We start from the raw sequence: 13,353 nt of genomic DNA, 5'->3' as shown, positions 1-13,353 counted from the left end.
TTCACTCCGGACAGGACGGCGGCCGTTCCCCGCGCCCTGCGGCGCCGGCCAGCCAGCGATCGATCCGCTGCATCAGCAGCGCGGGGCGGCGGCGGGTGAGCGCCACGCCCACAGCGGTGCCGGCCGCATTGGCCAGCACGTCGGTCCACTCGGCCATGCGGTCGGCGGTGAGCGTGGCCTGGGCGGCCTCGATGCCCACGCCGTAGGCGAGCAGGCCGACCACCGCCCAGCCCTGCGCCCGGCGCGTGGCGAACAGCATCATCGCGTAGGAGGCGAGCACGGCATGGGCCGCGGCGTGCTGGATCTTGTCGACCCCGGGCAGCTGCACCTGCGGCAGGTCGCTGGCCGGCATCAGCGAGCCGGCGGCAACCAGCGCCAGCAACGCCAGCCAGCCTGCGACCCACAGCCAGGGCCGGTGGAAATTCCTCAGCATCACGGCCTACAACCGGTGGCTCAGGTCGCCGGCCAGGAAGGCGATCCCGAACTCGACGTCCTTCTGGAAACCCATGACCTGGAAACGCTCGCCCATCTCGCTGGGCAGGGTCAGGCGCTTGACCTCGTTGCTGCGACGCTGGCGCTCGGCTTCGTCCTTGATCTTCTCGATGCGCGAGAGCACGTGGGCCATGCCGTTGCCCATCAGGAAGCTGGCCTGGCTGCAGTAGCCGGCGAAGTCGAAGCCGGCGGCCACGCCGGCTTCGGCCAGGGCGGTGAAGTCCACCGAAGCGGTGATGTCCTGCAGGCCGGGCCACACCAGCGGATCGTCATGGACGTGGTGGCGGTAGTAGGCGCGCAGGGTGCCGTCGTCGCGCCCGGGCAGATAGAACTCCTGGCGTGGGTAGCCGTAGTCGACGAACAGCATCGCGCCGCGCTGCAGCCCGCCGGCGACCGCCTGGATCCAGTACGGCAGCTGCGGCAGCACCTCGCTGCGGTAGCCATCGGGAAGCGGACGCTCCAGGCGCTTCTCGATGAAGCGCACCGCGTTGGCGAGGAAGGTATCGGCCGGACGCAGCACCCGTACCAGCCGGCCGTCCTCGACCGCGACGTGCTCTTCCAGCACCTCGCCCGGCTGCTGGCCGTCGCTGGCGGCATCGCCGCCCTCGATCGCGAAGCGCGAGATCGGCAGCGCATCGATCACCTCGTTGGCGAACACCACCCCGTCCCAGTCGTCATCGAACGGGCGGTCCAGCCATTCGACCAGATCGAACACCGGCGGCACCAGCCGCTGCTGCAGCCGCTCGCGCTGGCGCTCGCGCAGCTGCGCACTGGGTTCGAGGATGCAGTAGCGGTCCGGCAGCGCGTCCAGTTCCAGCAGGCGCTTGAGCGCGACCTCGGCGAACGCGCCGGTGCCGCCGCCGAGTTCCAGCAGGCGGGCGTGCGGGCCGATCTGCTGCAGCACCGGTGCGATCGCCTCGGCCACGCAGGCGGCGAACACCGGGCCGAGCTCGGGCGCGGTGATGAAGTCGCCCTCCGCTCCGAACTTGCTCGCCCCGGCGCTGTAGTAGCCCAGCCCCGGCGCGTACAGCGCCAGTTCCATGAAGCGCGCGAAGGAAATGGCGCCACCGGCCTCGTCGATCTGCGCGCGGAGCAGCTCCTGCAGCCGGGCGCTGTGGGCGAGCGCTTCGGGCGCGGGATCCGGGAGTGGACTGGCGGTCACGTTGGCATCCTGGTGAACGGTCACGCAGGATAGCCATTCGCCCTTGACCCCTGCATCAACACCCATGCCCACCTCCCCCACCGGCGCCCCGGTCGCCCTGGTCACCGGCAGCGCGCGCCGCCTCGGCGCGGCGACCGTCCGCCGCCTGCATGCCGAGGGTTTCCAGGTCGCGATCCATTGCCGCAACTCACGCGCGCAGGCCGATGCACTGGCCCGTGAGCTGGAGCAGGCGCGGCCCGGCAGCATCCTGGTGCTGCAGGCGGACCTGGCGCAGTCCGACCGGCTGCCCGGGCTGGTCGCCGGGACCGTGGACCGCTTCGGCCGGCTGGATGCGCTGGTGAACAACGCCTCCGCGTTCTTCCCCACCCCGGTGGGCGACACCACGCCGGCGCAATGGGACACCCTGCTGGCCAGCAATGCCCGCGCGCCGTTCTTCCTGGCCCAGGCGGCGGCCCCCCATCTGCGGCAAAGCCGGGGTGCGATCGTGAACATGGTCGACCTGTATGCCGAGCGCCCGCTGGCCGGCCACACGGTCTACTGCATGGCCAAGGCGGCGCTGCTGGCGATGACCCGCTCGCTGGCGCTGGAGCTGGCCCCGCAGGTGCGGGTCAATGCCGTGTCGCCGGGAGCGATCCTGTGGCCCGAGGAGGGCGGCGAGGACGAGGCCCGCAGGGACATGCTCGAGCGCACCCCGATGGACCGCACCGGCACCCCGGAGGAGATCGCCTCGGCGGTCCACTGGCTGCTGCGCGAAGCCACCTACAGCACCGGCCAGGTCCTGTACCTGGACGGCGGGCGGCGCCTGCCCGGCTGACCCCGCCCGCGGGCGGGCTTCAGCCGCGATCCCGCGCCCCGGTCAATACGGCTCCGGCCCGCCCCTCTCCCGCTCGGCCTTCTCGTCCTGCGCCATCCGGCGCCGGGCATACAGGGTGAGCCAGATCGACATGCCCACCATGAACAGCACGCCGCCGAGCGAAAGCCAGCCGACGGGGCGGGTCAACAGTTCGGTCAGGACCGGATGCATCGCGTCACCTCATGGGTCATCGGATGGCTCCAATGTGCCCGTGGGCGCGCGGCTATTCTTGCGTCCAGTCAAATCCCGGCACGGGCTTCAGCTGTCCGTGCCCCGGGTGTCGCCGCCACAGCCCGCCAACGGTGGCGCCGGTGCCCGGGACCGGCACGTCGGGCGCGATGTCCGCCAGCGGCGCGAGCACGAAGGCCTGGTCCAGTTCCGGGCGCGGCAGCCTGAGGTTCCCCGGCCCGTCGAGCACCCGCCGGTCGTACAGGATGATGTCGATGTCGGCGGTGCGGCTGGACCAGCGCGGGCCGCTGCGGTCGCGTCCGAGGCGTGCCTCCAGCGCATGCAGCCAGTCGTTGAGCTCCACCGGTCCCAGGTCGCTGTCGATGCCGGCCGCGGCGTTGAGGAATGCCGGGCCGTCGAAGCCCACCGCCGCGGTGCGGTAGGCGGGCGACAGGACCACGTCGGCGAAGCGCCCGCGCAGCGCCCGCGCAGCGGCGCGCAGGTGGCGCTCCGGCTCGATGTTGCTGCCCAGGCTGAGCCAGGCGCGGCTCACCGGCGGCCAGCCCCCTGCCGCGGCGCCGGGAGCGTGGCCGTGCCGGCGTCGGGATCCAGGTCGATGCCCGGGCCGGGGCCGCCGCCGGCCGCGAAGGCACCCGCTAGGTCGGCGCCACCGGGCGCCTGGTACAGGCGCAGGCCGAACTCGGGCAGCATCGCGATCAGGTGGTCGAAGATGTCCGACTGGGTGTTCTCGTAGTCGGCCCAGGCCACGCTGGCGGTGAAGCAGTACAGCTCCAGCGGCAGCCCGGTGGGCCCCGGGGCCAGCTGGCGGACCATCAGCGTCATGCCCTGGTTGATGCCCGGGTGGGCGCGCAGGTACTGCTCGACGTAGGCGCGGAAGGTACCGATGTTGGTCACCCGGCGGGTGTTGACCGGGTCCTTGCCGGCCTCGATCAGGTCGTGGTTCCACTCCTCTAGTTCCCGGCGCTTGGCGTCGAGGTACGGATCGATCAGGGCGATGCGGCGCAGCCGGTCGCGCTCGTGGGGGGCCAGGAAGCGCACCGAGGACTGGTCGACCAGCAGCGCGCGCTTGATCCGGCGGCCACCGGACTCCTGCATCCCGCGCCAGTTCTTGAAGCTCTCGCTGATCAGCTTGTAGGTCGGCACGGTGGTGATGGTCTTGTCCCAGTTCTGGACCTTGACCGTGTTCAGCGCCATGTCGATGACGTCGCCGTCGGCGTTCTGCGAGGGCATCTCGATCCAGTCGCCGACCCGCAGCATGTCGTTGCTGCCCAGCTGCACGCTGGCCACCAGCGACAGGATCGAGTCCTTGAACACCAGCATCAGCACCGCGCTCATCGCACCGAAGCCCGACAGCAGCAGCGCCGGCGAGCGCGAGATCAGCGCGGAGATCATCAGCACCGCGGCAAGCACGAAGATGATGATCTTCACCACCTGCAGGTAGCCCTTGATCGGCCGCTCGTTGGCCTTCGGGCTGCGCGCCACGTACAGGTCGTTGACCGCATCGAGCAGGTTGCTGATCGACAGCGCGATGGTCAGCGCGACATAGGCCATCGCCACGTTGTGCACCACCGCGGCGACCGCCGGGTGCAGCCCGGGGATGGTGACGATGCCGGCGGCGATGATCAGCGCCGGGACCGCGTGCACCAGCCGCGACAGCACCCCGCGCGACAGCAGCGCGTCGTCCCACTCGAAGGCGGTGGCGGTGACCATGCGCTCGGCGATGCGCAGCAGCACGCGGCGGATGATGAAGTTGGCCAGCCACGCCACCAGCAGCAGGGCGGCAAGCGGGAGCAGCGTGGCGGCGAACGGGTAGCCCGACAGCGGCGCCCAGAAACCGTTGATGTAATCCATCACGACAGGGTAGCGGGGCCGCGCTCGATGATCACCCCGACGTTGCGCGCCCCGCGCACCGCGCCGGGCTTGCTCAGCTTCAGCCGCACGTGGCGGACCGCGAACTCCTCCAGCAGGATCGCCGCGACCCGCTCGGCCAGCGTCTCCACCAGCCCGAAGCCGGACTCCCCGACGAAGCCGGCGATGCGCTTGCTGACCGCCTTGTAGTCCAGGGTGTCGGCGATGTCGTCGCTGGCCGCCGGCACCGTGTTGTCGAACGCCATCTCGATGTCGAACACCAGCGGCTGGCGGATCCGCCGCTCCCAGTCGTAGATGCCGATCAGCGCCTCGACCTCGAGGCCCTCGATGAAAACCTTGTCCATGCCTGTTGCCCGACCACGTAGGAGCGGCTTCCGCCGCGACCCGACAAGGCTACCTGCTGCACCGCCGGTCGCGGCTGAAGCCGCTGCTATACGGCCGGGAGGGCTTCCATGTCCCAGCGCGGAGTCACCCGCACCGCCGCGTCCTCGTGCTGCCCGGCCTGCAGCCGCAGGGCCCCGGCGAAGGCGATCATCGCCCCGTTGTCGGTGCAGAACGCCGGGCGCGGGAACGCCACGCGCCCTCCGCGTTGCGCCGCCATCTCCGCCAGCCGTGCGCGCAGGCGCGCGTTGGCACCGACGCCGCCGGCGACCACCAGGGTGTCGCAGCCGGCCTCGTCCAGTGCGCGTGCGCACTTGATCGCCAGGGTGTCGACCACCGCCTCCTCGAACCCGCGGGCGATGTCGGCGCGCGCCTGGTCGCCGCGGTCGCTGTCCTGCCAGGCGGTCAGCACCTGGGTCTTCAGGCCGCTGAAGCTGAAATCCAGCCCCGGACGGTTGGTCATCGGCCGCGGGAAAAGATAGGCCCCCTCGCGCCCCTGTGGCGCCAGCGCCGCCAGTCGCGGCCCGCCCGGGTACGGCAGGCCCATGAGTTTCGCGGTCTTGTCGAAGGCCTCGCCGGCGGCGTCGTCCAGGGTCTCGCCCAGCAGCCGGTAACGCCCGATGCCCTCCACGTGCACCAGCTGGGTGTGCCCGCCGGAGACCAGCAGCGCGACGAACGGCGGCTCCGGCCGCCCGGCCGGATCGTCCTCCAGCAGCGGGGCCAGCAGGTGCCCTTCCATGTGGTGCACCGCCACTGCCGGCACGTCCAGCGCCCAGGCCAGCGCTCGCGCCGTCCCCGCCCCGACCAGCAATGCCCCCACCAGCCCCGGCCCGGCGGTGTACGCCACCCCGTCCAGGTCCGACACCTCCAGGCCCGCCTCCGCCAGCACCCCGCGCACCAGCGGCAACAGCTTGCGCACGTGGTCCCGGCTCGCCAGCTCCGGCACCACCCCCCCGTACTCGGCGTGCATCGCGACCTGGCTGTACAGCGCATGCGCCAGCAGGCCCGCGCCGGTGTCATACACCGCCACGCCGGTCTCGTCGCAGGAGGTCTCGATGCCAAGGACTTTCATGGGAACAACATTGGGTCCGGCCCCGCAGGGCGCAATAGCCGCCCCGGCGGCGTATTGCGCCGGATGGCAAACCACGACACACCGATCTTCCACGGCTGCGTGGACGAACACGAATGGTCGCACGCCGCCGCAGGTGGCGGTTGCACCCACGCGGGGATCGAGGCAGGCGCATCGCGGGAGATACGGCGCAATGCGCCGCCCAGGCGGCTATTGCGCCCTACGGATGCCGGTGGCTATAATGCGCGGCTCGCCCGTGGACCGGGCCACCAACCCGAACCGAGATTCCGTATGCCCAGCGTCAAAGTCCGCGAAAACGAGCCTTTCGAGTTTGCCCTCCGTCGCTTCAAGCGCACCTGCGAGAAGGCCGGCGTCCTCGCCGAGACCCGCAAGCGCGAGTACTACGAGAAGCCGACCCAGGAGCGCAAGCGCAAGGCCGCTGCCGCGGTGAAGCGCCAGGCCCGTCGCACCTCGCGCGACGTGACCAAGCGCCAGCGCCTGTACTGAGCACGTCTTCGCGCTGACCGGCCCGGCCGGTCGCGCAGGCTTTTGCATCAAGCCGGCCGCGCACCAGCGCTGCCGGCTTTTTGTGTTGTCCGGCCACCTTTCCCGCCCAGGAGCACTGCCATGTCCCTCAAGGAACAACTGACCGCCGACATGAAGGCCGCGATGAAGGCCGGCGACAAGCAGGGCCTGGGCGTGATCCGCCTGGTCAACGCGGCGATCAAGCAGCGCGAGGTGGACGAGCGCATCGAACTGGACGACACCCAGGTGCTGGCGGTGCTCGACAAGATGGTCAAGCAGCGCCGCGACTCGGTCACCCAGTACGAGGCCGCCAAGCGCGAGGACCTGGCGCAGGTCGAGCGTGACGAGATCACCGTGATCGAGCGCTACCTGCCGGCCAAGCTGGACGAGGCGGCCATCGGCGCCGAGATCGACGCGGCCATCGCCGCCACCGGCGCCGCCGGTCCGGCGGACATGGGCAAGCTGATGGGCGTGCTCAAGCCGAAGCTGGCCGGAAAGGCCGACATGGGCCTGGTGTCGAAGCTGGTGAAGCTGCGGCTGGCGTCCTGACGGATACACCGCGCTAACCCGCCATGGTGGATCGTGCGCCCGACGGACACGAGAGACGCATGACCCGCGAGCCAGGCCCCGACACCCAGTCCCCACCCCCGCCCGCCGGGCTGAAGGCACTCGCCGGCCGGTTCCAGCACAGCTGGGCCGGGCAGCTGGTGGGCCGCTTCATCGAGCACGACGTGCTGGCCCTGGCCGCCGCGCTGTCCTTCTACACCACCCTGTCGCTGGCGCCGCTGGTGGTGCTGGTGCTGTGGGTCACCACCGCGCTGTACCCGGCCGCGCAGGAGGAGTTCTTCCGCCAGGTCGGACTGCTGGTCGGCCCGGAGGTGGAAGCCACCACCCGGCTGATCGTCGACAACGCCCAGAGCCAGCCGGGCGTGGGGTCCTTTGCCGCGATCATCGGTACCGGCGCGCTGCTGTTCAGCGCCTCGATCGTGTTCGCCCAGTTGCAGACCGCGCTCAACCGGGTGTTCCACTCCAGCGCCCAGCAGCTCGGCGGCCTGTGGGCATGGCTGCGCAAGCGCCTGCTGTCGCTGGGGATCGTGCTGGGGATCGGCTTCCTGCTGGTGGTCTCGATGGCGGTGCAGGCGGCGCTGTCGCTGCTGACGCACTGGCTGCCCGACCTGTTGCCGGTGGTGGTGGCCGGATTCTCCTTCCTGCTCTACACGCTGGTGTTCGCAGCGATGTACCGGTTGCTGCCGGACTGCCCGGTCAGCCGGAAGCGTGCGTTCCTGGGCGGGGCGCTCACCGCCGCCATGTTCATGCTCGGCCGCTGGCTGATCGGCCTGTACCTGGGTCAGGCCAGCCTGGGCAGCGCGTACGGCCCGGCCGGCGGGCTGATGGTGATGCTGGTGTGGCTGTACTACTGCGCGGTGATCTTCCTGGTCGGGGCGCTGATCACCGCACTGCTCGAGGAGCACGCCGACGCCCGGGCGGAACGGCATTCCGGGGCCCCGGAGCCTGCCGGGGCCGCGCCCGCCGGCCCGCCACCACCGGGCAGCTGAACCCGGGCGCCGCGCGCATGGCATGCTAGCCGGCCCGCTCCGGCGCCCCGCACTACATGGCCCGCATTCCCGACGCCTTCATCGACGACCTGCTCGCGCGCACCGACATCGTCGAGCTGATCGGCAGCCGGGTGCAATTGAAGAAGCAGGGCCGGGAGTACTCGGCGCGCTGTCCGTTCCATGACGAGCGCTCGCCCAGCTTCACGGTCTCGCCGACCAAGCAGTTCTACCACTGCTTCGGCTGCGGGGCGCACGGCACCGCCATCAGCTTCCTGATGAACTACGACCGGCTTGAGTTCCTCGACGCCATCGAGGAACTCGCCCGGCGGGCCGGCATGGAGATCCCGCGCGAGGCCGGGCAGCGGCATTCCAATCCCGATGGCCAGGCGCTGTACGACACCCTTGCCGCCGCGGCGGAGTTCTTCCAGCGCCAGCTGCCCGGCAGCGGCAAGGCCCGCGACTACCTGCGCCAGCGCGGCCTCGAGCCGGCGACCTGCGAACGTTTCGGGGTCGGCTATGCCCCCGACAGCTTCGATGCACTGCGCACCACCCTGGGCAGCGACGAGCGGCGGATGAAGCTGCTCGAGCGCGCCGGCCTGCTCTCGCGCAGCGAATCCGGGCGGGTGTACGACAAGTTCCGCGACCGGCTGCTGTTCCCGATCCACGACCGCCGCGGCCGACCGATCGCCTTCGGCGGCCGGGTGCTGGAGAAGGACGCCGCACCCAAGTACCTGAACTCGCCGGAGACCGAACTGTTCCACAAGGGCCGTGAGCTCTACGGCCTGTGGCAGGTACGCCAGGCACACTCCACGATCCCGCGGCTGGTGGTGGTCGAGGGCTACATGGACGTGGTGATGCTGTTCCAGCACGGCGTCGACACCGCGGTGGCGACCCTGGGCACGGCGACCACCGGCGAACACGCCGAGTTGCTGTTCCGCAACGCGCCCGATGTGTACTTCTGCTTCGACGGCGACCGCGCGGGGCGCTCGGCGGCCTGGAAGGCACTGGAATCGGTACTGCCGCGCATGCGCGACGGCCGCCAGGCGCTGTTCCTGTTCCTGCCCGAGGGCGAGGACCCCGACAGCATCGTGCGCAGCGAGGGCGCGGCCGGCTTCAACGAGCGCCTGCGCAGCGCCACGCCGCTGTCGGACTTCCTGTTCGACACCCTGTCGGCCGAGGTCGACCTGGGGACGCTGGAAGGCCGCGGACGGCTGGCCGGGCGCGCCCGCCCGCTGCTGGCGCAGATCCCCGACGGCGCTTTCGCCGACCTGATGCGGCAGCGGCTGGATGGCCTGACCGGGCTGGACTCGGCCGGGCCGGCCCAGCCGCGGCCGACGCCCCGGCAGGCACCCGCCCGCGGCACGCCGGCCCCCCGGCGCAGCCTGGTCCGCAGCGTGATCGTGCTGCTGCTCCAGCAACCCTCGCTCGCCCTGGAACTGGAGCCGCCGTTCCGCTTCGCAAGCCTGCACCAGCCGGGAATCGACCTGCTGGTGGACCTGCTGGGCCTGGTCTACGAGCGCCCGGACATCCGCACCGGCGCGCTGATCGAGCATTTCGCCGGCCAGGAAATCCACGCCTCGCTACAGTCGCTGGCGACCATCGACCTGCCTGGCGAGCCGGCAAGCTGGCGCACCGAGTTCCTCGATGCGATCGCGCGGCTAGACCACATGACCAGCCAGCAGCGGGTGGACGAGCTGCAGGCGGCGATCCGCGCCGGCGGCATGTCCGCGCTGGACGCGGCGCAGAAGGAGGAACTGCGCGAACTGCAGGGGCGCCTGCAGCGCTGATCAGCCCGGCACGAACTCCATCACCGCCAGCGGTGCCGGATGCAGCAGCGGCAGCATCCAGTGGTCGAGCAGCAGGAAGGCGAACAGCGCCATCAGGTAGACGATGGAGTAGTTGAACACCCTCATCGCGTAGAACTCGTCGGGCGGGTCCATCAGGCGCCAGGCATGCCACAGGAACACCAGGCCCAGCACCAGGGCCCCGCCCAGGTAGAACAGCCCGCTCATGCCGGTCACCCACGGCAGCACGCTGACCACCAGCAGCAACACGGTATAGAACAGGATCTGCCAGCGGGTGTACTCGACCCCGTGGGTCACCGGCAGCATGGGCACCATCGCCCGGGCGTAGTCCTCGCGGCGGAAAATCGCCAGCGCCCAGAAGTGCGGCGGGGTCCAGACGAAGATGATCAGCACCAGCAGCAGCGCATGCGGGTCCAGGGTCCCGGTGACCGCCGCCCAGCCCAGCGCCGGCGGTGCGGCCCCGGCGATGCCACCGATGACGATGTTCTGCGGCGTGGCGCGCTTGAGGAACACGGTGTAGATGACCGCGTAACCGATCAGCGAGGCGAAGGTGAGCGCCGCGGCCAGCACGTTGGTGAACACCAGCAGCACCAGCATCGACAGCGCCGCCAGGCCCAGCGCGAAGACCAGCGCCTGGCGCGCGCTGACCCGGCCGGAAACGATCGGGCGCCAGGCGGTACGCGCCATCCTGGCGTCGATCCGGGCGTCAAGCAGCTGGTTGATCGCCGCTGCCGACGACGCCGCCAGCCAGATGCCGAGGAAGCCCATCACCGATTCCTTCAGCGGCGGCAGGCCGGGCACCGCCAGGAACATGCCGATGGCGGCGGTGAACACGATCAGCGCCACTACCCTCGGCTTGGTCAGGTCCCAGTACTGGCGGAACACGGTACCCCCCACGGTGGTCGCCATCATGCCTCCGGAGCGCGCAGCCGCGCGAGCAGGGACACCAGCACCGCGAGCAGCAGCACCGCGCCGGCGACATGGGCCACGGCATTGCCCAGCGGCAACGCCAGCTTCACGTTGGCGATCCCCAGTCCGAGCTGCACCAGCACCAGCACGCCCAGGGTGCTGGCCCAGCCACGGATGCCCGGCGTGCGCAGCATCCGCAGCGCCAGCCACAGCAGGTAGGACGCGACCAGCACCGCGCCGATGCGGTGCGCCATCTGGATCGCGATGCGGGCCTGGCCGTCGAGGATCCCGCCCTCGTAATCGACCCCGATCCCGCGCCACAGCACGAAGCCCTCGCGGAAATCGGTCGGCGGCCACCAGCGCCCGACGCAGGTCGGGAAGTCGGTGCCGCACGACAGCGCGGCATAGTTGGCGCTGGTCCAGCCGCCCAGGGCGATCTGCACGCCCAGCAGCACCACGCCCAGGATCACCCAACGTTGGAGCTGCGCGGCCTGTGCGAGGCGGATCGGCAGGTTGGTCGCCCGCCAGGCCATCCACAGCAGCAGCGAGAAGGTCGTCAGGCCGCCCAGCAGATGGCCCATCACCACCACCGGCTTGAGCAGCCAGGTGACCGTCCACATTCCCAGCAGCGCCTGGAGGATGATCATCGCCAGGGTCAGCGCACCCACCCGCGACAGGTCGCGGTTGCCCCAGCGCACCGCCGCGGCCAGCAGGATGAGTTCGCCGGCGATCGCCAGCGCCGAGGCGGCCACGTGCAGCCCGCGCATGTACAGCGGAATTGCCAGTGCGACCAGCGCCGAGGCGGCGACCACCTGGGCGATGCCGCGCGGCCGGCGGCGCGCGGCCAGCAGCGCCAGCGCCAGCGTCAGCGCGCCCAGCAGCCCGGCGACCATCCGGTGGGCCTGTTCCCGCCAGGCCTTGTGCACCTCGACCGGGCGGATCGAGGTCGCGGCGTGGCCGTCGCCCTGCTCGACCGCGGTCGGCCAGGCGGCCCTGCCGTAGCAGGTGGGCCAGTCCGGGCAGCTCAGGCCGGCATCGGACAGGCGCACGAAGGCGCCGAAGACGATCACGCCCAGGGCCAGCGCCACCGCCAGCCAGGCCAGGCGATGGAAGTGCCGCCAGGGCCGGGAAGCCGTGCGGGGACCGGCGGGGGCGCGTTGGGTTCGGAAATCGCTCATCACACCAGCCTGACCAGCTTGCCCAGATCCGCCCGCAGGCCGGCCGGATCGAAGCCGGGAGCGTAGCGCAGGACCAGGAACCCGTTGGGATCGAGGACGTAGACCGGGGTGCCGGCGGGGTCGTCGACGCCTGGCAGTGCCGCACGCAGTCCAGCGCTGGCGCGGATCCGGGTGAAGGTGCCCGGCAGCTGCGCGCCAGCGGGCGGCATGCAGCCCTCCTGCTCGCAGGCCCAGAGCACGTCGACGCGCTCGGCGTTGCGGCCGAACAGGCGCCAGACCTTGTCCAGGTCGGCGACCAGCGCGGTGCACTCCGCGCCACAGCTGGCGGGCGCGACCACGACGATGCGCCAGGTCCGCTCCTGCGGCCGCCACGGATAGCCGGCGCCATCGGCGAGCTCGATGTCGAGTCCGCGCAGGTCACGGGCAGGGTCGTACATGTGTCCATGCACCCCGGTCGCACCGGGAATCCGGTCGGCCCGGGCAATCCACATCGCGATGAGGATCGGCAGGACGAACACCGCGATCACCGCCAGCAGGGCGATCCGGTTGCGGTTGCGGTTGCGGTTGCGGCTACGCTCGTCCACCGGTGGCGGAGTCGGGTTCATGGCTCGGTTCTCCGGGTGCGGCGAAGCGCGCGCACCGTCAGCAGCAGGGCCGTGACGAGCACGGCGGCGGCCAGCCCGAACCACTGCAGCGCGTACCCACGGTGCTTTTCGGGGGGCAGCGTGTTGGGCAGCAGGTCCAGGTCCCGCTCAAAGCCAAGCGGCAGGGCCGGATCCAGCCGCAGTACCCGCGATGCGACCGGATGGCCGACCGCGTCCTGCACTGCCTGCAGGTCCATCCGGACCATCAGCAGCGTGTCCCCGCGCGAACCCAGTGGTTCGCCCAGCCGCAGTCCGGCCGAGCGGGGTGGCGCCAACAGGCCGGCGACGTCGACCTCGCCGCCCGGGCGCGCAACCGCCGGCAGGCGGCGGTCGGGTGGCAGCGGGAGCCATCCCAGTTCCACCAGCAGCCACGACGCCTGGCCGGTGTCGAGCAGGCGATAGGCCCGCACGCCGGGCCGACCCTCGCGCATCTGGTTGTCCAACAGCACCGCCGGGGCCTCGACGAAACGCCCCTGGCCCGCGACCCAGTCCAGCTCCTGCCGGCGGTCCGGCGCGTCGGCCATCGCGAGCGGCCGTGCCTGGCGCGAGGTGAGCACGTGATCGGCGGCCTCGAGCAGCGCCTGCTTCTCCACCGCGCGCTCGGACTGCCACAGGCCCAGCCTGGCAAAACCCGCGGCGACCAGCAGCGCCAGCACCCATCCGGCGGCGAGTCCCGATTTCCGGCTCACGACGGCACCGTGGCTTGCCATAATCGCCCGAT

Annotated in this window: 16 protein-coding genes; 5 read left to right on the top strand and 11 right to left on the bottom strand. The window is 71.2% G+C overall.

Features of this window, described 5'->3' with window-relative positions; genetic code table 11:
* Window position 1: 1 nt before the first annotated feature.
* Window positions 2–433, bottom strand: coding sequence for a VanZ family protein (locus tag LY625_RS12610; protein WP_233740677.1), 432 nt, complete (start codon window positions 431–433; stop codon window positions 2–4).
* A gap of 6 nt (window positions 434–439) precedes the next feature.
* Window positions 440–1,654 (bottom strand): SAM-dependent methyltransferase, encoded by a 1,215-nt coding sequence (locus tag LY625_RS12605; RefSeq protein WP_233740660.1) that lies wholly within the window; start codon window positions 1,652–1,654, stop codon window positions 440–442.
* A gap of 64 nt (window positions 1,655–1,718) precedes the next feature.
* Between LY625_RS12605 and LY625_RS12600 the strand changes: the two genes are divergently transcribed.
* Window positions 1,719–2,468: a pteridine reductase gene (locus tag LY625_RS12600; protein WP_233740659.1), complete on the top strand. Its 750-nt coding sequence runs from the start codon at window positions 1,719–1,721 to the stop codon at window positions 2,466–2,468.
* 42 nt (window positions 2,469–2,510) lie between these two features.
* On the opposite strand, the gene LY625_RS12595 is transcribed toward LY625_RS12600, so the two are convergent.
* The 5 genes from LY625_RS12595 to tsaD form a co-directional block, all read right to left on the bottom strand.
* A complete protein-coding gene (locus LY625_RS12595; protein ID WP_233740658.1) occupies window positions 2,511–2,678 on the bottom strand; it encodes a DUF3149 domain-containing protein in 168 nt (55 codons plus the stop codon).
* A gap of 52 nt (window positions 2,679–2,730) precedes the next feature.
* Entirely contained in the window at window positions 2,731–3,228 is a 498-nt protein-coding gene (folK, locus tag LY625_RS12590) for a 2-amino-4-hydroxy-6-hydroxymethyldihydropteridine diphosphokinase (protein WP_233740657.1), read from the bottom strand.
* Window positions 3,225–4,547, bottom strand: a complete 1,323-nt coding sequence (locus LY625_RS12585) for a mechanosensitive ion channel domain-containing protein (RefSeq protein ID WP_233740656.1) — start codon at window positions 4,545–4,547, stop codon at window positions 3,225–3,227. The genes folK and LY625_RS12585 overlap by 4 nt, the downstream gene beginning before the upstream one ends.
* The gene (folB, locus tag LY625_RS12580; protein WP_233740655.1) at window positions 4,547–4,909 is read right to left on the bottom strand and encodes a dihydroneopterin aldolase; all 363 of its coding nucleotides are present in this window, start codon (window positions 4,907–4,909) and stop codon (window positions 4,547–4,549) included. The genes LY625_RS12585 and folB overlap by 1 nt, the downstream gene beginning before the upstream one ends.
* An 86-nt stretch (window positions 4,910–4,995) precedes the next feature.
* On the bottom strand, window positions 4,996–6,018 hold the full coding sequence (tsaD, locus tag LY625_RS12575; protein WP_233740654.1) for a tRNA (adenosine(37)-N6)-threonylcarbamoyltransferase complex transferase subunit TsaD: 1,023 nt from the start codon (window positions 6,016–6,018) through the stop codon (window positions 4,996–4,998).
* Between the two features lie 288 nt (window positions 6,019–6,306).
* Here tsaD and rpsU point away from each other — a divergent pair, with 288 nt between their 5' ends.
* From rpsU to dnaG, 4 genes are all read left to right on the top strand, one after another.
* Window positions 6,307–6,522 carry a 30S ribosomal protein S21 gene (gene rpsU, locus LY625_RS12570; protein ID WP_027069919.1) on the top strand — a complete coding sequence of 72 codons (216 nt, stop codon included), beginning with the start codon at window positions 6,307–6,309 and terminating at the stop codon, window positions 6,520–6,522.
* 120 nt (window positions 6,523–6,642) lie between these two features.
* Entirely contained in the window at window positions 6,643–7,089 is a 447-nt protein-coding gene (locus LY625_RS12565) for a GatB/YqeY domain-containing protein (protein WP_233740653.1), read from the top strand.
* Between the two features lie 59 nt (window positions 7,090–7,148).
* Window positions 7,149–8,096 (top strand): YihY/virulence factor BrkB family protein, encoded by a 948-nt coding sequence (locus LY625_RS12560; protein ID WP_233740652.1) that lies wholly within the window; start codon window positions 7,149–7,151, stop codon window positions 8,094–8,096.
* A gap of 56 nt (window positions 8,097–8,152) precedes the next feature.
* Complete coding sequence (gene dnaG, locus LY625_RS12555) at window positions 8,153–9,883, top strand: DNA primase (protein ID WP_233740651.1); 1,731 nt, start codon at window positions 8,153–8,155, stop codon at window positions 9,881–9,883.
* On the opposite strand, the gene LY625_RS12550 is transcribed toward dnaG, so the two are convergent.
* Genes LY625_RS12550 through LY625_RS12535 form a run of 4 tightly spaced genes read right to left on the bottom strand, consistent with a single transcriptional unit; the run spans window position 9,884 to window position 13,342 of the window.
* Entirely contained in the window at window positions 9,884–10,813 is a 930-nt protein-coding gene (locus tag LY625_RS12550) for a heme o synthase (RefSeq protein ID WP_233740650.1), read from the bottom strand.
* A complete protein-coding gene (locus LY625_RS12545; protein WP_233740649.1) occupies window positions 10,810–11,988 on the bottom strand; it encodes a COX15/CtaA family protein in 1,179 nt (392 codons plus the stop codon). The genes LY625_RS12550 and LY625_RS12545 overlap by 4 nt, the downstream gene beginning before the upstream one ends.
* Window positions 11,988–12,593, bottom strand: a complete 606-nt coding sequence (locus LY625_RS12540; protein WP_233740648.1) for a hypothetical protein — start codon at window positions 12,591–12,593, stop codon at window positions 11,988–11,990. Before LY625_RS12540 ends, LY625_RS12545 begins: the two co-directional genes overlap by 1 nt.
* On the bottom strand, window positions 12,590–13,342 hold the full coding sequence (locus LY625_RS12535) for an SURF1 family protein (RefSeq protein ID WP_233740647.1): 753 nt from the start codon (window positions 13,340–13,342) through the stop codon (window positions 12,590–12,592). The genes LY625_RS12540 and LY625_RS12535 overlap by 4 nt, the downstream gene beginning before the upstream one ends.
* Window positions 13,343–13,353 lie beyond the last annotated feature (11 nt).

The sequence above is a fragment of the Lysobacter sp. GX 14042 genome (assembly GCF_021390425.1).
In the GTDB taxonomy this organism is placed as follows: Bacteria; Pseudomonadota; Gammaproteobacteria; order Xanthomonadales; family Xanthomonadaceae; genus Novilysobacter.
Note: the sequence above shows the minus strand (reverse complement) of the source record. Positions and strands in the feature narration are given on the sequence as shown.

Bases quoted from the DNA above. Each gene is read 5' to 3' on its own strand.
- LY625_RS12585 (WP_233740656.1), bottom strand. From the start codon at position 4,547: ATGGATTACATCAACGGTTTCTGGGCGCCGCTGTCGGGCTACCCGTTC.
- dnaG (WP_233740651.1), top strand. From the start codon at position 8,153: ATGGCCCGCATTCCCGACGCCTTCATCGACGACCTGCTCGCGCGCACC.
- folB (WP_233740655.1), bottom strand. From the start codon at position 4,909: ATGGACAAGGTTTTCATCGAGGGCCTCGAGGTCGAGGCGCTGATCGGC.
- LY625_RS12565 (WP_233740653.1), top strand. From the start codon at position 6,643: ATGTCCCTCAAGGAACAACTGACCGCCGACATGAAGGCCGCGATGAAG.
- LY625_RS12610 (WP_233740677.1), bottom strand. From the start codon at position 433: ATGCTGAGGAATTTCCACCGGCCCTGGCTGTGGGTCGCAGGCTGGCTG.
- LY625_RS12545 (WP_233740649.1), bottom strand. From the start codon at position 11,988: ATGAGCGATTTCCGAACCCAACGCGCCCCCGCCGGTCCCCGCACGGCT.
- LY625_RS12595 (WP_233740658.1), bottom strand. From the start codon at position 2,678: ATGCATCCGGTCCTGACCGAACTGTTGACCCGCCCCGTCGGCTGGCTT.
- LY625_RS12535 (WP_233740647.1), bottom strand. From the start codon at position 13,342: ATGGCAAGCCACGGTGCCGTCGTGAGCCGGAAATCGGGACTCGCCGCC.
- rpsU (WP_027069919.1), top strand. From the start codon at position 6,307: ATGCCCAGCGTCAAAGTCCGCGAAAACGAGCCTTTCGAGTTTGCCCTC.
- LY625_RS12540 (WP_233740648.1), bottom strand. From the start codon at position 12,593: ATGAACCCGACTCCGCCACCGGTGGACGAGCGTAGCCGCAACCGCAAC.
- LY625_RS12550 (WP_233740650.1), bottom strand. From the start codon at position 10,813: ATGATGGCGACCACCGTGGGGGGTACCGTGTTCCGCCAGTACTGGGAC.
- LY625_RS12560 (WP_233740652.1), top strand. From the start codon at position 7,149: ATGACCCGCGAGCCAGGCCCCGACACCCAGTCCCCACCCCCGCCCGCC.
- tsaD (WP_233740654.1), bottom strand. From the start codon at position 6,018: ATGAAAGTCCTTGGCATCGAGACCTCCTGCGACGAGACCGGCGTGGCG.
- LY625_RS12600 (WP_233740659.1), top strand. From the start codon at position 1,719: ATGCCCACCTCCCCCACCGGCGCCCCGGTCGCCCTGGTCACCGGCAGC.